The sequence below is a fragment of the Ferrovibrio terrae genome (assembly GCF_943372915.1).
Lineage (GTDB): Bacteria > Pseudomonadota > Alphaproteobacteria > Ferrovibrionales > Ferrovibrionaceae > Ferrovibrio > Ferrovibrio terrae_A.
Genome location: NZ_CALSAN010000019.1, coordinates 30404 through 49960, shown reverse-complemented (window position 1 = coordinate 49960; position 19557 = coordinate 30404). Strand labels below are relative to the sequence as shown.

Annotated in this window: 15 protein-coding genes and 1 tRNA gene; 11 read left to right on the top strand and 5 right to left on the bottom strand. The window is 64.3% G+C overall.

From position 1 onward, the window contains the following. The first annotated feature begins 1 nt into the window (after nucleotide 1). The 8 genes from AAG821_RS14085 to AAG821_RS14050 are packed head-to-tail and all read left to right on the top strand — an operon-like array spanning nucleotide 2 to nucleotide 12104. On the top strand, nucleotides 2–745 hold the full coding sequence (locus AAG821_RS14085; RefSeq protein ID WP_341914541.1) for a hypothetical protein: 744 nt from the start codon (nucleotides 2–4) through the stop codon (nucleotides 743–745). 2 nt (nucleotides 746–747) lie between these two features. Continuing rightward, entirely contained in the window at nucleotides 748–3117 is a 2370-nt protein-coding gene (locus AAG821_RS14080) for a hypothetical protein (protein ID WP_341914539.1), read from the top strand. Then, a complete protein-coding gene (locus AAG821_RS14075; RefSeq protein WP_341914537.1) occupies nucleotides 3118–7296 on the top strand; it encodes a hypothetical protein in 4179 nt (1392 codons plus the stop codon). It abuts the gene before it with no gap. Nucleotide 7297: 1 nt separating this feature from the next. After that, nucleotides 7298–8650 (top strand): hypothetical protein, encoded by a 1353-nt coding sequence (locus AAG821_RS14070; RefSeq protein ID WP_341914535.1) that lies wholly within the window; start codon nucleotides 7298–7300, stop codon nucleotides 8648–8650. After that, nucleotides 8650–10902, top strand: a complete 2253-nt coding sequence (locus AAG821_RS14065; RefSeq protein ID WP_341914533.1) for an SPRY domain-containing protein — start codon at nucleotides 8650–8652, stop codon at nucleotides 10900–10902. Before AAG821_RS14070 ends, AAG821_RS14065 begins: the two co-directional genes overlap by 1 nt. Nucleotides 10903–10912: 10 nt before the next feature. Continuing rightward, entirely contained in the window at nucleotides 10913–11119 is a 207-nt protein-coding gene (locus tag AAG821_RS14060; RefSeq protein WP_341914531.1) for a hypothetical protein, read from the top strand. Further along, the gene (locus tag AAG821_RS14055; protein ID WP_341916317.1) at nucleotides 11119–11613 is read left to right on the top strand and encodes a lysozyme; all 495 of its coding nucleotides are present in this window, start codon (nucleotides 11119–11121) and stop codon (nucleotides 11611–11613) included. The genes AAG821_RS14060 and AAG821_RS14055 overlap by 1 nt, the downstream gene beginning before the upstream one ends. Further along, on the top strand, nucleotides 11601–12104 hold the full coding sequence (locus AAG821_RS14050; protein ID WP_341914527.1) for a lysis system i-spanin subunit Rz: 504 nt from the start codon (nucleotides 11601–11603) through the stop codon (nucleotides 12102–12104). Before AAG821_RS14055 ends, AAG821_RS14050 begins: the two co-directional genes overlap by 13 nt. Nucleotides 12105–12167: 63 nt before the next feature. On the opposite strand, the gene AAG821_RS14045 is transcribed toward AAG821_RS14050, so the two are convergent. Continuing rightward, nucleotides 12168–12461: a hypothetical protein gene (locus AAG821_RS14045; RefSeq protein WP_341914525.1), complete on the bottom strand. Its 294-nt coding sequence runs from the start codon at nucleotides 12459–12461 to the stop codon at nucleotides 12168–12170. Between the two features lie 187 nt (nucleotides 12462–12648). On the opposite strand from AAG821_RS14045, the gene AAG821_RS14040 reads away from it, so the two are divergent. Continuing rightward, a tRNA-Thr gene (locus AAG821_RS14040) sits at nucleotides 12649–12723 on the top strand. A 14-nt stretch (nucleotides 12724–12737) separates the two neighbouring features. Here the strand turns inward: AAG821_RS14040 and AAG821_RS14035 are convergent. The 3 genes from AAG821_RS14035 to AAG821_RS14025 all read right to left on the bottom strand — a co-directional run bounded on the left by AAG821_RS14035 (nucleotide 12738) and on the right by AAG821_RS14025 (nucleotide 14704). Continuing rightward, nucleotides 12738–13106, bottom strand: a complete 369-nt coding sequence (locus AAG821_RS14035) for a nuclear transport factor 2 family protein (protein ID WP_341914523.1) — start codon at nucleotides 13104–13106, stop codon at nucleotides 12738–12740. Nucleotides 13107–13210: 104 nt separating this feature from the next. Beyond that, a complete protein-coding gene (locus tag AAG821_RS14030; RefSeq protein WP_341914522.1) occupies nucleotides 13211–13993 on the bottom strand; it encodes a DnaJ domain-containing protein in 783 nt (260 codons plus the stop codon). A gap of 3 nt (nucleotides 13994–13996) precedes the next feature. Continuing rightward, a complete protein-coding gene (locus AAG821_RS14025; RefSeq protein WP_341914521.1) occupies nucleotides 13997–14704 on the bottom strand; it encodes a VWA domain-containing protein in 708 nt (235 codons plus the stop codon). A 215-nt stretch (nucleotides 14705–14919) separates the two neighbouring features. Between AAG821_RS14025 and AAG821_RS14020 the strand changes: the two genes are divergently transcribed. After that, on the top strand, nucleotides 14920–15906 hold the full coding sequence (locus AAG821_RS14020; protein ID WP_341914520.1) for a TAXI family TRAP transporter solute-binding subunit: 987 nt from the start codon (nucleotides 14920–14922) through the stop codon (nucleotides 15904–15906). 98 nt (nucleotides 15907–16004) lie between these two features. Further along, nucleotides 16005–17966 carry a TRAP transporter permease gene (locus AAG821_RS14015; RefSeq protein WP_341914519.1) on the top strand — a complete coding sequence of 654 codons (1962 nt, stop codon included), beginning with the start codon at nucleotides 16005–16007 and terminating at the stop codon, nucleotides 17964–17966. Between the two features lie 74 nt (nucleotides 17967–18040). On the opposite strand, the gene AAG821_RS14010 is transcribed toward AAG821_RS14015, so the two are convergent. Beyond that, on the bottom strand, nucleotides 18041–19546 hold the full coding sequence (locus AAG821_RS14010; protein WP_341914517.1) for a tripartite tricarboxylate transporter permease: 1506 nt from the start codon (nucleotides 19544–19546) through the stop codon (nucleotides 18041–18043). Nucleotides 19547–19557 lie beyond the last annotated feature (11 nt).

The window sequence follows — 19557 nt, the reverse complement described above, 5'->3', positions numbered from 1 at the left end:
CATGGGTGCTAAAGCGATTATTCCAATTGTCGGCCTTGGCATCCTTGCTGTTGCTACGGGCGGTTTCGGGCTGCTCGGTGCTGGTGCTGCGGCGGGGGCTGGAGCCGGTGCCGGTGGCGCGGCGGCGGCAGGTGCAGCGGGAACGTCGCTCGTCGGCGGTGCCGCGGCCACTGCCGCCGCCGCTGAAACCACAGCCGCGATTGCGGCTGGCGACGTGCTGGCCGGCGCGGCCGCCAGCACTGCGACATCTGCGGCGGCAGTCGGAGCGCCGGTTGCTGCTGCGGCAAGCCCATGGGCGCAATTTCTGACTTGGGCCGGCGCGAACAAGACCGGCATCGGCCTCGGCATGTCGGGCGTTTCGTCGGTCTGGAATGGCGTTCAACAGTCGCGCCAGGCGTCCATGATGGAAGGGCAGCTTAAGGCTGAGGAAAGCTACCGCGCCCGCGACGAACTGACGGAAGAGGTCGAGGCCGAACGCGAGCTCGGGCGCGCGCTGGCGGCGCAGTCGGCGCTCTATGCCGCCGCCGGCATCGAAGCCGGTTCCGGCTCGGCAGGCAATATCGCCGACGCGACACAGCGCGAGGCGGGCGAGCGTTCCGCGACCATGCGGCTCAATTCCGAAGAGGCCGCCGGCATGGCGCTGCTTGACCGCCGCGCCGTGCGCCGCCGCCGTTCCATGGCCCCGGTCGATAGCCTGCTGCAATTCGGCGGCTCGGCCACGACCGCCCTGCTCGGGAGGGCCTAAGCATGGCTGGGCTTCCCTTCGCCTATCGGCAATCGGGTCTGCCGCGCCGGCCCGGTAGCACGCTGGCACCGCTGGCCTCACTGGATAGCACTGCCGGCGCGAGTTCGATCATTGCCCGCCTGGCCGATAACCTGATCCAGTCCGGTGCAATCGACCGTGAGCGCGCCGACCTGACCACTGCCCATGGTGAAGGTATCTCCGAAGGCCTCGCGGCAGCGGCCGAGGGCCGGCAGGTCCAGCGGCGCACGGGCGGCAGTGCTGCCGATGTCGCTTATACCCGTGCGGTTGCGACCTCCTATTTCACCCGCCGGCAATTGAATATCGACGACGCAATTTCCGGTGCGGCGGTCGAGAACTCCAAAGACGTTTCGGCGTTCCGCGCCAAAGCCGGCGAGCTCAAGGCAAATCTGCTGTCGAGCGTGCCGCCGGAAATCATGAATGACGTGTCGCTGTATATCGACAAGTCTGTTTCCGAGAACGGCCGCACCATCGCGCTCGCGCAGCGCAAGGATGTCGAGGCTAATGCCAACGCTGTACAGCTTGAGGCCTTCACCCGGTTCAGTGATAAGTCCGCTGCCGCCTGGCGCTCGGGCAATCAGACGGAAGCCGCGGCGCGCGACCTCGACGCGCGCACCGCCCTTGATGCGCGCTCCGATCTGACTGCGCCGCAAAAAGCTGCCGCGCTGCTCGAAATGGAAAAGCGCGGTCAGCGCGAATTGCTGCTCGGCGGATTTGACCGCGCCAAGGGGCGCGGCCTCGAATACGCCGAAAGCTATATCGCCGCCGTCCGCAAGAATGAGGCTGTCGAGCCCGACCTGCGGAACAAGGCTGCAGATTGGATGACGGCGCATGTCGCCGATCTGCGGCGCGACGCACGCGAAGCCGAACAGGAAACCCGGACCAAGACCGAGGAACAGCGCCAGCGCTGGCTGAGCGATTTCACTCTGCGGTTCGACGGCAACGGCGTTCGCGAGGCTGACATCGAGGACGCCTATGGCAAGGGCATGCTCAAGCCGACCGAGCGGACGCATTTCCGCCAGCAGCTTGCCAAGCGCGAGGGCGATGTCGTTCGCGTCGACCGTGCGCTCGATGGCGGCCGCAAACTCGATCCGAAAGAGGGTGACGACCGCAAGGCCGTCGACGCGCATTTCAAGCGCCGCTCGGCGGTATGGTCTGACCTCGATCCGTTGACGCGCGGCAACCGCGAGCTCGACTACATCGCCAAGGTCGGCGTCGTGCCTGATAGCGTGCAATCCCGCATCCGCGTGGATCTGCGTCAGAACGACCCGGCGAAGCTGGCTGAGACCTCGGGTTTCCTCGACCGCCTGTTCACGACCAATCCGTCGTTCCGCAATGATTTCAGCGATAGCGAGTTGTCGCTTGCCGATGCGGCGGCGACGCGCATGCGTCTGGGTGAACCGCCTGAGCAGGCCGCGCGTGCGGCGCTCGCGGCGCAGGCCGCGACGCCACAGGAACGCAAAATCCGTTCCGAGCTCTTTAAAGAGGAAAAGCCCGAGGTTTCGCGTAAGTGGATCAAGGGTAAGACCTCCGGCGGTGTTTTCTCGTCGCTGCCTGGCTCGACCGAGGATGCGCTGATTGGCGATTTCAATGCCGCCTATGAGCAGGAATTCATGGCGCATGGCAATGCCGAGGTCGCCAAGGAACTCGCATGGAAGCGGCTGCAGCGCGTGTGGGGTGAAAGTAACGCGGACGGCGGCGGCAAGCGCTGGATGCGCTATGCGCCCGAGGCGATCTATGGCAACGGACAAGACCCTGAATGGATTGGCGAGCAATTGCGCGCTGACCTCAAATCGGTCGGTGCTGAGCCTGGCGAAAAGGCCAAGCTGCGGCTGCAACCCGATGCGCTGTCGGCCTATGAGACCGGCGTCGACGGTCGGCCGATGCCGCATTACCGCATCGTCAAGCTCGGCGATGACGGCGCATGGCGGCCGATGCTCGACAAGGATGGCGGCTATCTGCGCTGGCGGCCGGAATGGTCGAACAGTCCGGCACGGTCCCGCCTGGTCGATGAAGCCAAGGGGGCGCTCAAGCGCGACCCGCTCTCGGCCGAGGCGACGCCAGATAAGCCCGGCGCGACCGGCAGTCCGATCCGAACCGGTGAAATCAAGGACTGGTTCTCCGGCCTCGGCAAGCTGGTGCGCGAAGGCGGCGGCGCTGACGGCTTCCGCGCGCGGTTCGATCAGTCGATGCAGACCTCGGCTGAGAACAACGACGCGATGTATGGCCGCCTGCGGAAAATTCTCACCTGGGATTTCGAACGTCTGACTGCGGCTGAGGAAGCGCAAATGGAAGCGCTGTATGCCGATCTGCAGCACGGCGGCAACTGGAACTTTACCGGCAAGGGGCGATGAATGCCGTTTCACACTCCCAACCAGACCGCAGCCCGCCCGACCTTCGCGGCTGATGGCCTGCTGTTCGATACCCTGCCGGCCGCACCGCGTACCGAGCTCTCGGCCGCACCGACCTTGATCCCGGAGCGGCCCGAGCGGGATATCCCGTTTGCCGATCTGCTTGCCGCCGGCTTCCGCCAGGATAACAGCATCGGGTCGCTGATCACGGCGGGCCGCTATCGGCGGCCGGCCGGCGCGGCGGGCGAACCTGATTTCGACCCGCTGCCGATGCTGGAAGATCGTTACCTCGCCCATGCGACGCATTTCGTCGACGCGGAGTCGGCCGAGGATGTCTCCCGTATCAAGCGGCGGCTCGACGCCGAGGCCGAGGATAAGCGGTTGCTGGCCGAGGGTGGGCTTGCCGGCATGGCGGCATCGCTGGCCGCCGGCCTGACTGACCCGATCAACTTTATCCCGGTCGGCGGCCAGATTTACCGGAGTGGCCGCATAGGCGCTTCTGTGGCCCGCTCAGCGCTTTCGACGGGCGCGGCGGGTGCAGCGGCCGGGGTACTGTCCGAAGGTGCCCTGCAGGCCACGCAATTGACCCGCACGCCGCAGGAAAGCGCTGAGGCGGTCGCCGCCTCGGCGATGCTGTCGGGTGTGTTTGGCGCAGCCGCGCCACTGGCCTATGCCGCTTTCGCGCGCGGCCGGGGTCATGCGACCCTTTCCCCGGCCGATGCGGTCGGCCTGGCCGAGCGCCAGGTCGCGGCCGATCTGGCCCCGCGGGCTGTCGGTCTGCCTGATCCGGCCGTAGAACCGCACGGCGTGCGGATTTCGGCGGCCGACGCCGAGGCCAGCATCGCGGCCGAGCGGGCCGCCCTGCGTGATGCTTATGGTGATGTCCGCGACCGGCCGGACGGTCCGTCCGATGATCCGCTCGTTCTGATCAAGCCTGAGGATATCGAGGGCACGATTGTTTCGCGCGGCGGCTTCCGTGAGCTCGGCGGCGCTGATGTCTCTGGCTCCGGCTGGGGCCTGGTCAAATTTATCTGGAAGCATGGCGAGAAATCGAACAAGGCGGCGGTCAAGCAGGTGACCGAGGCCGATGTCGTCAACTTCCCGAATGTGATCCGGGAATACGAACCGAGCGTGCGCGGCGAAACCCGCGAGTGGATCGTGCCGCGCGGTGACGGCGAAACGCTGGTCTATGTCGACCGCAAGTTTGTCGAGGATGGTCAGCGCCGGACGGTCAGCATTTTTGTGCAGGAAAAGCCTGATGGCCGCCCGCTGTCCGCTCGACTGAATGATGGGAAAGGCACCGGCCCGGCTGGGTCTCCCGACCGGGCTGTTCAAGGCCCTGCCGGGGATACGACTGGTCCGACTTTGAGATCGGCGGACCAAAGCCAGCGCGGGCCGGCGGACGCCAGTATAGACCCGCCGTCGCAATCCGGCAATCCGGCTCCCGGCGGCGGTTCGCTGTCGGCCGCCAGCGCCGCCGAGAACGTACTGCACGAGCGGCTGAAATCCGCCCTTGGGGTCGAAAAGGCGACGGCCTTCCAATCCCCCATGCTCCGCCTGGCGACTGCCGGCTCGGTCAAGGCGCGGCAGATGCTGCAGCTCGTGGCCGAGACCCCGTTCATGTACGAAAAGAACGCGCTCGGCATCGCTTCGCCGGTCTCGGCTGAAACGAGGGTCAAGTTGCGCCAGGCTCCGCTTGCCGAGGCGCTGGCCGAGGTAGACCGGCAATGGCTGAAGCATCGCGGCATCGAAGGCGGCAGCCGCCGTCTGCGTGAGGCGGCCGACCTGTTGCGCTCGCCGGAGGCCGGCCAGCTTCCGCGCCGGGCATTCATGGAAGAGGTCGGCCGCGCCATGCGACGCGGCGACGCGCACGAAATCCCCGAGGTTGCGGCAGCGGCGCGCGAACTGCGCCGCAAGGTGTTCGACCCGCTGAAAGATGCCGCGATCCGCGAGGGGCTTCTGCCTGAGGATGTCGCCGTTGAAACCGCGACCAGCTATCTCAGTCGCGTCTATGACATCGAACGGATGAAGGCGCGCAAGCCCGATTTCATCCGCACGGTCGGCAACTGGCTGGAAAGCGAACAGGCAGAAAAGGCCACGCTGCAATCCCGCCTGCGCGATCTGGATACCGACCGTGACGACCTCGTGCGGCTGCTAGACCAGACCGACGCGAAGATTGCCCGGCGCGAAAGCGCGCTCGGCAAGCTGACGGCGCGGGTCGATGAAGCCGGCAAGGCGCTCAAGACCGCCGTACAGCGCGGGTTCGACCTGGGCGGCCGGCGCGATGCGGCCGACATTGAAAGCCGCACGCTCAAGGTCCGCGCGAACGAGGCCGACTATCAGGGCCGCCGCCTGTCTTCCCGGTCGCAGGCGCTGCAGGACCGTCTCAGCGGCATCACGCATGACGCCGACGCCCTGCGTCTGCTTCGCGACGATATCGACGCGCGGCTGACCGACAATGGCAAGGCTATGGATGACATCGTGGCGCGCTGGCCGGGCAAGTCGGATACGCCCGACGCGATCCTGAAAGCCGATACCTCGCGCGAGCGGGTCGAGCTCGACGACGTTGCCGCGCAAATCTATGACCATATCCTGCGGACGCCTGGCGGCCGTGCGCCTTACGAGGCCGCGCCGATCAATCGCCGGCTTGGCGATCCTGCGGCGCGTGGCCCGATGAAGGCGCGCGCCTTCAATATTCCCGATGCGATGATTGAGGATTTTCTGATTAACGATGTCGGGGTGATCGCGCGCAACTACAGCCGCACCATGTCGCCCGATATCGAGCTCAAGCGCGCGCTCGGCAGCATCGACGGCGCCGACTGGATGGGCAGTATCCGCGACGACTACAACCAGTTGATCGGCGCGGCCAAGTCCGAAAAGGAACGCCGCGCGCTGGAACGCCAGTCGGCGAATACCGTGCGTGATGCCGAGGCCATCATCCAGCGCCTGCGCGGCACCTATGCGGCTCCGGCCGACCCCGACCATTGGGCGGTGCGGACCTCGCGGCTTGTGCGTGATTGGAATTACCTCCGCATGCTCGGCATGATGACCACGAGCGCTATTCCTGACATGGGGCGGCCGGTCATGGTCTATGGCATCGGCCGCGTGCTCGGCTCCGGCCTTGCTCCGCTGATGCGCGACCCGGCTGCCTTCAAGCTGCTCGGCCGCGAGGTCCAGCATGCGGCGGCGGCGCTCGACATGGTGCTCGATAGCCGCGCGCTCAATCTGGCCGACATCGGCGACGACTATGGCCGCCTGTCCAAATTCGAACGCGGCGTGCAGGCCATGGCCGACAATTTCGGCGTCGTGACGCTGATGGCCCCGTGGAATGCGACGATGAAGCAGTTTGCCGGCGCAGTCGCCAGCCAGGCATTCATTGACGATATCCGCGCCGTGGTGCGCGGCGGTGCGGCGGCCAAGGTGACGGAACGGCTTGCCGCTGCCGGTATCGACCGGGGCCGCGCCGGCATGATCGCCAAGCAGCTTGCCGAGCATGGCGAGAACCGCTCCGGCCTGGTGCTGCCGAATACCGAGCGCTGGACGGACGCGGCGGCGGTCGAGAGTTTCCGTGCCGCCATCCTGCGCGATGTCGACCGGGTGATTATCACGCCCGGAATTGGCGACCGGCCGCTGTGGATGTCGAGTGAGCTTGGCAAGCTGATCGGTCAGTTCAAGTCCTTCGCCTTTGCCTCGGCGCAGCGCGTCGCCATTGCCGGCCTGCAGCAGCGCGACGCAGCGGCGCTAAATGGCCTGCTGCTGATGACCGGCCTCGGCATGCTGACCTATGGCGTACAGGGCACGCTCGCCGGCCGCACCCTCAGCGATGATCCGGCTATCTGGCTGTCGGAAGGTATCGACAAGGCGGGCTATACCGGCTGGCTCTACGACGTGAACAATATCGTCGAGAAAGCGTCCCGTGGTCGGCTTGGCATTCATGCCATGACAGGCGGGCCGCCGATTTCGCGCTATGCGAGCCGTAACGTGATCGGTGCGCTGTTGGGGCCGTCTGCCGGCACCGTTGCGGATATGACGCAGGTGATGGGCGGGGCGGCATCTGGCGAGTGGACCGAGACCGAGTCTCGCGCTGTTCGGCGGCTGCTGCCCTATCAAAACCTGTTCTACCTGCGCCGGATGCTCGACCAGGCCGAGGCCTCGATAAACGACGCATTCGGGGTCCAATGACATGCCTGACGTACCGGTTCCTGCCATCGTCCCCCGCGAGCAGTATCTTGCGACCGGTGCAGGCCGGGTCGATTACGATTTCACCTTTCCGTTCCTGTCGGCCGAGGACATCGTTGTCTATCTGAATGTCGCGCCGGCCGATGGCTTCTACATCACGGGCGACGGTTCGGCGGAAAGCGGCACGGTGCATTTCGGCGTATCGCCTGTCACCGGAACGCTTATCACCATCATGCGGAAAATGGACCTCGTGCGCGAGGGCAACCATGTCGATGCCGTGGTGCAGGACGATTTCAACCGCCTAACCATGCTCATTCAGAACCTTGCCGAAATTACCGGCCGGGCGCTGACCGCATCTGAAACCGATCCGCCAAGCCTGCCGATGATCGTCCCGCCGGTCGCGGCGCGCGCGAACCGCGTGCTCGGCTTCGACGATGATGGCAAGCCGCAGGTGTCCACGCTATCGCTCGGCCAGCTTGAGGCCGGTATTTCCGGCGCGACCGAGCAGGCCGGTATCGCCACGACGCAGGCAGGTATTGCCACGACCAAGGCTGGCGAGGCTGCGGCCGACGCGGCCGACGCCGACTTGCACCGCATTGCGGCGCAGGCTGCGGCGGCTCAGGCCGAGGCCTTTGCGGCGGCGGTCGGCTTCGATCCCATCATTCGCGTACTGCCAGGCGACAGCCCGATTGCCGCGCAGAATGGTGCGTTCTATGTGTTCGAAAATCTGGCGGGCGCGATCACCTGCCAGATGCCGCAGATTGGCCCGTCGGCCGAGCCTTACAAGCTGGGCTGGTCTGTCATGTCCGAGGCTTATCCCGTCACGTTCCAGCCCCATGCCGGCGACACCGTGAACGGCCTGGCGTCGGCCGTGGTGCAATCCGTCGTGCATGGCCAGCTTGACGCCGACGACAACACCGGCACCGACGACTGGCTGTTCCGCATCTTCAATAAGCCCGGCACGAATACGGTCGGCATCGGCGAAGCGAAAGCCGAGATGAAGGCCTATGATCTGCCGTTTGTCGCTGGCTATGACGCGGACGGTACGGCGGAAACCTGCGAGGTCAAGGCGTTCCCGCCGATGGCGCTCGGCCGCGATGTCACGTTCGAAGGCTTCGCCGGCAAGCTGGCGAGTGCGCCGGCCGGCGCGGCGCTCATCTTCGACATCGAGCTCAACGGGGTGACCATCTTTTCCGTCAAGCCGCAGGTGGCGGCTGGCGCAACGGCGATCACTGCCGGCACGCTGAGCACGACGCAGGGTGCGGCCGGCGACCGTATCCAGTTCAAGGTTACGCAGGTCGGCAGCACCACGCCAGGCAGCGGCCTTATCGCGACGCTCAAGGCGCGGGTGCGATAATGACGCATCTGCTGTCCTCGCCGGCAGCGCGCGGCCTGCCGATCTTTCAGCGTAAGCACGGCATCGTCTTAAAGGGCTCTCACTACCTGACGCGCAACGTCGGTTCCGCTGGCGCGCTGAAAAAGTGGACGCTTCTCTTTGGTTTGCGCCGCACAAAGATCGCAGTTTCAAGTACCCAATATCCCACGGTGGTAAATGCCGGCGGCAGCGCCGGCTTTGGTTTTTATTTTACGGCCGCAGCGGCTCATCTGAATAAGCCGACGATTTACAACAACGGCACCGATTACCGCGCGGCTGAAATCGACCTTGAGTTCGCCGCGACCGAGCATCATTGCATCCAGTGGGATAGCGCCAATGCGACGGCTGCTGATCGTCTCAAGTATTTTCGGAACGCCAGGCAGACTGGCTTCGATGCTCTCGGCCTGAATGTCGATAGCATCTGGAATGCCGCGAACACTCATTACATTGGCACATTCAACCAAGTCGCGGGCTACTGGCTTGAGGGCCTGCTCGAATACGTCATTTTCGTTGACAACACTCTGGTCGCTCCGACTGCGGTTCTCCGCTACAGCGCGCAGACGAACGGCTATATCCCGCGCGCTTACAGCGGTCCTGTCGGGGCGGGCAACAGCTTCTATCTCGATTTCTCGAACGATGCCTCGCTGACCACGCTCGGTCACGACAAGTGGAACGGCAACCACTGGACCTTGAGCGGCTGGGCGAATGTCGCCGATGCGATCACCAGCGACCTCGGCACGCTGGGGCCGACCAAATCGACCTATCCGCGCCTTGATCCGTTGTCGTCGGCTGGCACCGTATCGAATGCCGGGCAGTCCGTATCCTCTGCGAACCTTACGCGCGTCACCGCGCCGCTGCCGAACTCCGGTGTGTGGCAAGCGGAATGGAAGGGCGGCGGCTCGACCGAAATGCCGGGCGTCTGCACGAACCGCGTCGATGCTGCAAACTACCTCGGCAACAATGCCTATGGCTGGTCGTACCATGGCAACGGCACGAAATATAACAACGCCTCCGCGCCGGCCTATGGCGCGGCATGGGGCGCTGCTGATTTCATCGGCATTGTCGTCGACAGCAATGCTCATACGCTGACCTTCTGCAAGAACGGCGTGTCGCAGGGTGTGGCCTTCTCTGGCCTGCCCGAGGATCTGAGTTTCGCTATCGGCCAGGCGACGGCCGGCGGCGTCATGAATTGCGGTCAAGCGCCATTCCAATATCCTATTGCCGGCGCGAAGCCGCTGAATGCCTATAACGCGCCATCGCCGGCAGTGAAGCGGCCAACAAACGTAACGGCAATTCCGACCTGGACTGGCAACAACGGCACGACAAATGTCCCGCTGCCGTGGGATGCCACGACCGAGCCGACGCTTGTGATCGCGCGCAACTATACGCAGACCTATTACGCGCAGGTTTATGATACCGTGCGCGGTGCCGGGAATGTGCTCTATGCCGGCTTGAACAACGCGCAGGCTTCGCTCGCTGGCCTGACCGCTTTCACGTCGACGGGCTTCACAGTCGGTAGCCATGGCAGCCTGAATGCCGGCGCAAACCAGTCGATTGCCTTGGCGCTGCGGATGCGGCCGGAATACGGCTGCCAGATGGTCGCCGTTCCGGCCGGCACGTTTACCGGCGCGGCACCCGTGGCGGTGGCCGCGCATTCCGGCGGCCCGAATGGCAACCGCGCGCCCGACATGATCTGGGCAAAATCCCTCGGCATCGGCAGTTGGGTTTGCTGGGTCAAGGGGATGGCGAACAACGAGTATATCTCGCTCAATCAGAATATCGGCATCACCACAAGCGCCAATGTCTGGGGCGCGCATTCCGCTTCGCAAATCATCGCCAGCCCTTCATTCATCTTCGGCGATAACGTCGCCGGCATCATCTATCTGTTCTGGAACGTGCCGGGCCTGCAGCATATCGGCTACGGCCGGGGCACTGGCGGCACCGCGCCTGCTCGCCGCGTGCTGACCGACTTCGATCCGATGTTCTGGCTTTGCAAATGCGTCAGCACGACATCGGCATGGATGCTGCTCGACCGCGCGCGTTCGTCGCGCCGGCAGTGGGGTAATTACCTGCAACTTAATGTCGACAGCCCGCAGTTCGGTAACGACACGTCGTTCCCCAACTATCCGGTTGCGACCGGCATGGCTGTCGGCACGACCGACGCAAACTGGAATGCCAGCGGTGCTTTCTATCTCGACTGGCTGCGCGCTGATCTGCACTGGAAATATGCTTAAGGGGGTGGCTGTGATCCACGACGAAATCAAGACGCAGGCGTTCAAGGCGGCTCCGGCCGTTGCCGGCGCGGCCTATAGTCTGACCGAGCTCACCGCGTCGAATATCGCGGCGTGGTCGACCGTGGCCTATATCGCGCTGCAGGCGTTTTTCCTCGTGCGCGACAAGTGGTGGCGCGATCCGCAGCGCAAGCGGTTCCGTCGCAAGGTGCGCGGCTAATGGCTGTGCCACGTCTCCCGCCGCGCGTCGTTGCCGCACTCGCCGGCAGCGGTGCGATGGCGATAGCCGCCACCTTCATCGACGTTCACGAGGGCTTGGAGTTGCAGGCCTATCAGGATGGCGCAAAGGTTTGGACGATCTGCCGGGGCCATACCAAGGGCGTCAAGCCGGGGATGCGTGCCACGGTCGATGAATGCGACAGGCTGTTCGCTGCCGACCTGGCGCAGACATTCGCCGAGGTCGACGGCCTGGTCAGCGTGCCGATGTCGGACCCCCGGCGCGCGGCCGTGGCGTCGTTCGTCTACAACTTCGGCGCGGCCAAGTTCTCGGACTCGAGGTTACGCCGCAAGCTGAATGCCGGCGACGCCTCGGCTTGCGGCGAGTTCCTGCGCTGGCGCTACATGGCCGGGTTCGACTGCTCGGCCAAGGGCAACACGGTTTGCGCGGGCCTGTGGACCCGCCGGCAACAGGAATACCAGCTATGCCAGCGCTGATCCCGTTCCTTGCGAAGTACTGGAAGCCGCTCGCCTGCCTGCTGCTCGCCGCCGGAATCTTCTTTGCCGGCTGGAAGGCGCAGGGATGGCGCTACGAGGCCCGCCTGGCGGCCATGGATGCCGCGCAGGCCGACGCCCATGCCGAGGCGCAGAAACTCGCCCTGCGCCGTCTGGTGGCGGAACAGGCGCGCTATGCCGATATCGACAACGCCAAGACCAAGGAACTGACCGATGCGCGCACTGAAGTTGATCGCCTTCGCAACGATGTTGCTGCCGGCCGTCGCCGGCTGCAGTACGCCACCCGCCCGGCCGATCACTGTCAGCCCGGAGCCGCCGCCGCCGCCGGCTTGGATCATGCGCGCCCTGCCGAGCTTACTGCCGACGCTCGACAGGCTTATTTCGATCTCCGAGCCGGAATAGCCGAGCGCGAGACGATGCTTTCGGCCTGCCAGGCGATCCTGCGCGGGCGGACGCAGCACGAGGCCGAATAGCGCCCTCAGCGCCGTCCTCGTGGACCTGCGAAACGGTCGCCTTCGGGCGGCCGTTTTCATTGGTCAATCCTTCCAGCCCTGACCGAAACCCCAGTGCGCCTTAAAGAGCTCGCGGTCGCGCAGGCGGTGGCTTGGCACGATGGGATAGGCCGTTACCGTTTTCTGCTTGCATGATCTGCAGCGCATTTTCCGGGCGATCTGGTTGGGGTCGGTGTATTCGGGATAGGCTTTGAGCGCGTCGCGCGTCGCGGCCGTGCGCCGGACTCCGCAGAGGCATTTAAAACCGATGTCGGCCTCGGCCTCGTGGTAGGCACGCAGGCTGTCTAGGTGCTTGTGCGGGTCGTGCCGGCTGGGCATTCCGGCCTTAAATCATGTTCTCAAAATGTTCTCAAGTGACAAAGGCCGGCCGGTTGACAGGGATGGGTACTGCCTCTAATTCGGTGCGCGATCCGCCGCGCTGCCCGCTAAAGTTGGATGCGTCCAACCCATGTTCCGATTTTCAGTTGGACGCGCCGGGGCGAAATGGTAGTGATATCAAGTAGATGCCGGATTAGCTCAGCGGTAGAGCAGCGGTTTTGTAAACCGAAGGTCGGGGGTTCAATCCCCTCATCCGGCACCATTTTCCCGTTTTGCTCAGCCCCTGGGGTCGAGCACCGGTTCGCCCATCACGAACCAGGCTTTGGCGATCCGGCCGTCCCTCACCTCGTAGATGCCGATCACATCCACCCGGCCTGGTCCTTCCGGAAACATGCGCGTCACCACTTCGCGGTCGACCACGGTGTTGCCCACCGCCATGCGCTGGACCAGCCGGCCGAACAGGTTGGGTTCCTGGAAACGCAGCACATGGCGGGCGCGAATCTCCGCAGCACCATTGGCCAGCAATGTGTCGGGGTGGGCGAAGACCTGCGCATCCTCGGCCCAGAAGGCCATGAAGGTGTCGATGTCCTTGGCGTTATAGGCATCGAGTTGGCCCTGCACGATCGCTTCATTCTGCGCTGTCATCACTCGCATTCCATACTGGTTTCCTGCCGGCACTCTAGCGAGCGCCCGCGCAAACGAAACAGCGGAATTGTCAGCATGCAATGTGCCGGCCGATTGCCGGTGCGCTATTCGCCGAGCAGCAGATCCTTGGCGCGGTTGATCTGCGCCGCCAGGAAGGTGGAGCCGCCCTGGTCGGGATGGAATTTCTTCATCAGGCGGCGATGGGCACTGCGGATATCGGCATCGCTGGCGCCCGGGGGCAGGCCCAGCACCTCCCAGGCCTGTTCGCGCGTCATCGCGCCGCTGCTGGCCGGCGATGCGGCCTCGCCGGCATCACCGGTCGTGGCCCGCTCGCGCCAGTCCTCGCCGATGCTGCGGTCCAGATAGGCCTCCAGCAGGGCGGCCGCCTGGTTGTCGCTGGCGCGGCAGTCGCGCAGCAGCAGAATCAGGTCTTCAAAGCTGAGCGACGACAGCCGCCGCCCGGCATGGCGACCCTGAAGCACATCGCCATCCATGCGGCCGGTGGCGTGATCAAGCTGCATGCGCAACCAGCCGGTCTCGACCGTGGACTGCTGGCCGGTGCCGCTGCCATTGCTGCCATCGAGATCGGCATACCCGGTGCGGGCGCGCTGCCAGCCACTGCCCAGACCACGACCACCGAACAGGTTGCTGAACGGCAGCAGGCTGCGCGGCAGATAGCCCAGCGAAAATGCCGCCACCGCACCCAGCATCATCGCCACATCGATGCGGCCACGGATCAGGAAAAAGATCGCCAGTCCGCCGCAGATCACGGCGCCGCCGATCTTCAACACCCTGGCGAGAAATTTCGGATCGGCTTTGACGAAACCGCGTGCACCGAGCAGCAGCAGGATCAGGCCGACAACGCCCAGCGCAAGATAGGCGATCATGGCTTACCGCATCTGCCCGATCAGGGCGCGCACTTCGCGGCCGGATCCAGCGGCGAAATTCTCCAGCGCGCGATAGCCGCCGGCGGCATAGACCGCAACAGCAGACAGCAACTCGCGCAGGGTGGCGGCACTGGAAGCATCGAAGCTGGAATAGGCGCCGCGGGTGAGCCGCGCCATTTCCTGGAAACAGGCCTTGGCGCGTGGCTCGCCGCCCTCCTGGAAAGCAAAGATCGGTACGCCGAGCAGGCCCAGTTCGCCGGCTTTCACCGCGATGTCGTCCGGGCTCTCTTCCATGCAGTCGCCGATATAGACCAGCGCATTGACCTTGCGCTCGCGTCCTTCGGCCAGGGTATGCTTGAGCACGCGTTCGATCTGGGTATGGCCGCCGACGCAGTCCACCTGACGCATCAGCCGCAGCATCACATTGGCTTCCGACACCCAGGGCGAGGCGCGGCATTCGCCCAGACCCCGGAAAAACACCAGCTGGATATCGAGGCCGCCAAGCGCGGCCGTGGTGCGGAACATCTCGGCCTGGATGCGCTGCGCCTCGTTCCAGGTGGAGCGGCGGCTGGCGGTGGCATCCATGGCGAAAACCAGCCGGCCGCGACCATCGGCAGCAGGCGCGGTGCGCGGGCTGAGCGCCACCTGACGGAGAAAGGCCTCAACCTCATGGGTCGCTGCTGGGGCCGGAATTCGGCCATCGGTACCCATTTCAACTCCCACGGAAGACTGATCCAACTCAGGATATAGGCATCGCCCGCATGATTGCCAGCCCGGCAAACCGGAACCGGACGGTAAATCGTTTGCGCCGCCCACAAATCCGCTGGTCAGGACGCGAAGCACATGGGTATCCTGCGTGCCTAAGTTCGGCGAGACCGCTCAACAACCGCGGCAATCAGTCCGGCAATCTCTCGGGAGGAGATATAATGATCGCGTCCAAACTGAAGACTCTACTTGCCTCTGCCGCCCTGCTGCTGGCGGCTCCGCTGCTGGTCTCACAGGCCGTGCAGGCCCAGCCGAAATCGCTCACCCTGGGCACCGCCTCGGTCGGCGGCACCTATTTCATCTATGGCGGCGTGGTTGCCACCCTGCTGACCGACACCATCGGCATCAATGTCTCGACCCAGCAGACCCAGGGCCCGAACCAGAACATCATCCTGGTCGATGGCGGCAATATCGAGCTGGGCATGACCACCATGGGCATCGCGCTGCAGGCCTGGGAAGGCAGCGGCGAATGGACCAAGGGGCGCAAGTTCACCAATGTGCGCGCCCTCTTCCCGATGTATGACACGCCGTTCCATTTCGTCACCACGGAAAAGACCGGCATCAAGTCGGTGGCCGAGATGGCCGGCAAGACGCTTGGCGCCGGCCCCAAGGCCGGCACGCCCGGCACTTATTTCCCGCTGATGTTCGATGCGCTGGGCATCAAGGCGAACTGGCGCTTCGGCCAGGCCAGCGACATGCAGAACCAGCTGGCCGATGGCCTGCTGGATGTCTTTGCCTTTGCGGCCGGACTGCCGATCGCCGCCTATTCGGAACTGGAAGCCCAGCGGCCGGTGCGCTTCATCACCTATACCGATGCGCAGCTCAACACCCTGAAGCAGAAAATGCCGGAGCTGAGCGACAGTGTGATCCCGAAGGGCACCTACAAGTCGTTGACGGAAGACCAGAAGACACTGGGCGTCTACAACTTCGCCATCGCGCATAAGGATCTGCCCAACGACGTCGCCTACAAGATCGTGAAGGCCGTGCTGGAAAACAACGACCGCATGGTCAAGGGCCATGCTGCCGCTGTCGAAACCCTGGCCAAGAATGCATCGCGCAACGGCTTCCTGCCGTTCCACCCGGGTGCTGCACAGTATTACAAGGAAAAGGGCATCGCGCTGAATCCGAAGGCCATGCCGTCCAGCTAGACCGGCATCGCACCATCACCTGAATGCCGCCGTCGGAATTGCGACGGCGGCATTTGTATCTTCACCATTCAGAGCGCAGATAAAAACGGGGGCGCGGAATGGCCGCAGGGCAGGACAAGGCCGGAGATATGGTCGATATCTCCGCCGCCGACAATTATGAATTCACCGGCTACAAGCGGAACCTGCAGGGCTGGCAGGGGCACCTGATCTTCTGGTGTTGCGTCAGTTTCACGGTTTTCCATCTGCTGATTCTGAATGTCTTTCCGATCGACTCCATCCTGTTCCGGGCCATTCATGTCGGCTGGGGCGGCGTGATCGCCTTTGCCGTCTATGCGCCGCTGCGCGGCAAGACGCTCGGGCAGATCCCGCTTTACGACTGGCTGTTCATCCTGCTCAGCATCGCCTGTGCCGGCTATGTCGGTTATTACATCGACGAACTGCAATTCCGCGCCGGTGCCCTCTACGAGCCCGGCGATGTGGCAGCCGGCTTTGTCGGCGTGCTGCTGATCCTGGAAATGACCCGTCGTACCGCCGGCCTGGCACTGCCGATCATTGCCGGCGTGTTCATCCTTTATGCCTTCATCGGCCCGTGGCTGCCCGGCATCCTGTATCACAAGGGCTATGGCTTCGGCTTCTTCTTCTCCTATATCTACAGCGACCAGGGCATCTTCGGCGTCACCACCCAGGTCTCCTCCACCTATATCGTGCTGTTCATCACCTTCGGCGCCTTCCTCACCGCGTCGAAGGCCGGCGATTACATGAACGAACTGGCGGTCTCCCTAGTCGGCTGGGCCCGTGGCGGTCCGGCGAAAGTGGCCGTGCTCTCCGGCGTTCTGTTCGGCACCATCAGCGGCAGCGCCGTGGGCAACGTGGTGGCCAGCGGCATGATCACCATCCCGATGATGCGGCGCGTCGGCTATGACCGCTCCACGGCCGGCGCCATCGAGGCAACCTCCTCGACCGGCGGACAGATCACGCCACCCGTGATGGGCGCCGGCGCCTTCCTGATGGCTGAAATCACCGGCATTGCTTATACCGAGATCGCGCTGGCCGCAGTGATTCCGTGCCTGCTGTTCTATATCGCCTGCTATGTGCATTGCGACCTGCATGCGGTGAAACACGGCCTGCGTGGCCTGCCGCGCAGCGAACTGCCGCCGATTGGCGCCATGCTGCAGAAAATCTATCTGCTAGCGCCGATCTTCGTGCTGATCGGTACGCTGCTGATGGGCTATTCCGAGTTCCGTGCCGGCACTCTGGGCATTGTCAGCGCCCTTGTGGTCAGCTGGATCAGTTCCAAGCATCGCATGGGGGTGAGCGCCACGCTGGAGGCTTTGCATCACGCTGCGCGTGAAACCGCACAGCTGGTGGCGATCTGCGCCTGTGCCGGCATTATCGTGGGCGTCATCGCGCTCACCGGCATCGGCGGGCGCTTTTCGCATGTGATCCTCACTGTCGCCGGCGAAAACCAGGTCCTGGCCATGTTCTTTGCCATGCTCATCTCGCTGGTGCTTGGCATGGGCATGCCAACCACGGCGGCCTATGCGGTGGCGGCGTCGGTGGTGGCACCCGGCCTGGTGCGCATCGGCATCGAACCGATCGTGGCGCATATGTTCATCTTCTATTACGCCGTGATCTCCTCGATCACGCCGCCGGTGGCGCTGGCCTCGTTTGCCGCCGCCGCCATTGCCCAGGCCGACCAGTGGCGCACCTCGATCATCGCGGTGAAACTGGGCCTGGCCACCTTCATCGTGCCGTTCATGTTCTTTGTCAGCCCGCTGCTGCTGGCGCAGGGCGAGTTGCTGCCGATCCTGTATGTGTTCGTCACCGCCAGTGCCGGCGTCTTCTTCCTCGCCTGCTCGACCGAAGGCTGGCTGAACGGGCCGCTGATCTGGCCGCTGCGCATCCTGCTGTTCGGCGGCGCGATCTGCCTGATCACGCCGGAAACGATCACCGATCTGATCGGCATCGCCATCGGCATCGGCGTCTGGGGCTTCCAGCGCCTGCGCCATGGCGCCGATCCCGGCGCCAAAATCCCCTCACCCGCCATCGCACGGTCATAGGCCGGACGGCGCCGGAAAGCAAAACGCCGCCGGGATGAGCCGGCGGCGTTTGCAGGGGTGACCGGATAACCGGATCAGCCTTCTTCGGTGAAGGCCTCGTCGCGTTTCTTGCGGATCGAGGGCAGCAGCACCACCACCAGGCCGATCACCGCCATCGCCAGCATGGTGGCGCTGATCGGACGCTCGATGAAGACCATCGGGTCGCCGCGCGACAGCACCATGGCGCGCCGCAGGTATTCCTCCATCATCGGACCGAGGATGAAGCCGAGCAGCAGCGGTGCCGGTTCGCAGTCCAGCTTGGACAGCACGTAACCCAGCACGCCGAACAGGGCCATCATGTAGACGTCGAAGCCGGAATTGTTCAGCGAGAACACGCCGATGGCGCAGAACACCAGGATGGCCGGATAGAGCAGATGATAAGGCACGGTGAGCATGCGCACCCACAGGCCGATCATCGGCAGGTTCAGCACGACCAGGAAGAAGTTGCCGATCCACATGGAGACGATGATGCCCCAGAACAGCGTCGGCTGTTCGGTCATCACCTGCGGACCTGGCTGGATGCCCTGGATAATCATGGCGCCGATCATCAGCGCCATCACCGGATTGGACGGAATGCCCAGCGTCAGCATCGGGATGAACGATGTCTGCGCGCCGGCATTGTTGGCCGATTCCGGTGCGGCAACACCCTCGATGGCGCCCTTGCCGAAATTCTTGGAGTTCTTCGAGACTTTCTTCTCCAGCGAATAGGCGGCAAACGAGGCCAGCATGGCGCCACCGCCCGGCAGGATGCCGAGTGCGGAGCCCAGCGCGGTGCCGCGCAGCACCGGCGCCACGATCTGCTTCAGATCCTTCAGGGTCGGCCACAGGCCGGTGATCTTGCGAGCAAAGACGTCGCGGGTCTCTTCATTCTCCAGATTGCGGATGATCTCGCCCAGGCCGAACATGCCCATGGCGACGATGACGAAATTGATGCCATCGGCGAGTTCCGGAATCTCGAAGGTGAAGCGCGGCGTGCCCGAGGTGACGTCGGTGCCGACCAGGCCGAGCAGCAGGCCGAGCAGGATCATCGCGATCGCCTTGGGCAGCGAGCCATGCGCCAGCACCACCGAGGCGACCAGGCCCATCACCATCAGCGAGAAGTATTCCGCCGGACCAAATTTCAGCGCAACTTCGGCCAGCGGCGGTGCGAACAGCGCCAGCAGGAAGGTTGCCACCGTGCCGGCGAAGAAGGAGCCGAGCGCCGCCGTGGAGAGAGCGAGGCCGGCCTTGCCCTGACGCGCCATCTGATAGCCGTCCAGCGCGGTGACCACCGAGGATGATTCACCTGGCAGGTTGATCAGGATCGCGGTGGTCGAACCGCCGTATTGCGCGCCGTAATAGATGCCGGCCAGCATGATGAGCGCCGAAACCGGCGGCAGGCCGAAGGTGACCGGCAGCAGCATGGCAATGGTGGCCGTCGGACCGAGGCCCGGCAGCACGCCGATCAGGGTACCGACGAAAACGCCACCCAGGCAGTACAGCAGATTCAGCGGGGTCAGCGCGACTTCAAGGCCAATGTAAAGATTGGAAAGCAGTTCCATAACGCAAATCC

What these genes read in the sequence shown, in the direction of transcription:
- AAG821_RS14085 (WP_341914541.1), top strand. Translation starts at nt 2, where the DNA reads ATGGGTGCTAAAGCGATTATTCCAATTGTCGGCCTTGGCATCCTTGCT.
- AAG821_RS14080 (WP_341914539.1), top strand. Translation starts at nt 748, where the DNA reads ATGGCTGGGCTTCCCTTCGCCTATCGGCAATCGGGTCTGCCGCGCCGG.
- AAG821_RS14075 (WP_341914537.1), top strand. Translation starts at nt 3,118, where the DNA reads ATGCCGTTTCACACTCCCAACCAGACCGCAGCCCGCCCGACCTTCGCG.
- AAG821_RS14070 (WP_341914535.1), top strand. Translation starts at nt 7,298, where the DNA reads ATGCCTGACGTACCGGTTCCTGCCATCGTCCCCCGCGAGCAGTATCTT.
- AAG821_RS14065 (WP_341914533.1), top strand. Translation starts at nt 8,650, where the DNA reads ATGACGCATCTGCTGTCCTCGCCGGCAGCGCGCGGCCTGCCGATCTTT.
- AAG821_RS14055 (WP_341916317.1), top strand. Translation starts at nt 11,119, where the DNA reads ATGGCTGTGCCACGTCTCCCGCCGCGCGTCGTTGCCGCACTCGCCGGC.
- AAG821_RS14050 (WP_341914527.1), top strand. Translation starts at nt 11,601, where the DNA reads ATGCCAGCGCTGATCCCGTTCCTTGCGAAGTACTGGAAGCCGCTCGCC.
- AAG821_RS14045 (WP_341914525.1), bottom strand. Translation starts at nt 12,461, where the DNA reads ATGCCCAGCCGGCACGACCCGCACAAGCACCTAGACAGCCTGCGTGCC.
- AAG821_RS14035 (WP_341914523.1), bottom strand. Translation starts at nt 13,106, where the DNA reads ATGACAGCGCAGAATGAAGCGATCGTGCAGGGCCAACTCGATGCCTAT.
- AAG821_RS14030 (WP_341914522.1), bottom strand. Translation starts at nt 13,993, where the DNA reads ATGATCGCCTATCTTGCGCTGGGCGTTGTCGGCCTGATCCTGCTGCTG.
- AAG821_RS14025 (WP_341914521.1), bottom strand. Translation starts at nt 14,704, where the DNA reads ATGGGTACCGATGGCCGAATTCCGGCCCCAGCAGCGACCCATGAGGTT.
- AAG821_RS14020 (WP_341914520.1), top strand. Translation starts at nt 14,920, where the DNA reads ATGATCGCGTCCAAACTGAAGACTCTACTTGCCTCTGCCGCCCTGCTG.
- AAG821_RS14015 (WP_341914519.1), top strand. Translation starts at nt 16,005, where the DNA reads ATGGCCGCAGGGCAGGACAAGGCCGGAGATATGGTCGATATCTCCGCC.
- AAG821_RS14010 (WP_341914517.1), bottom strand. Translation starts at nt 19,546, where the DNA reads ATGGAACTGCTTTCCAATCTTTACATTGGCCTTGAAGTCGCGCTGACC.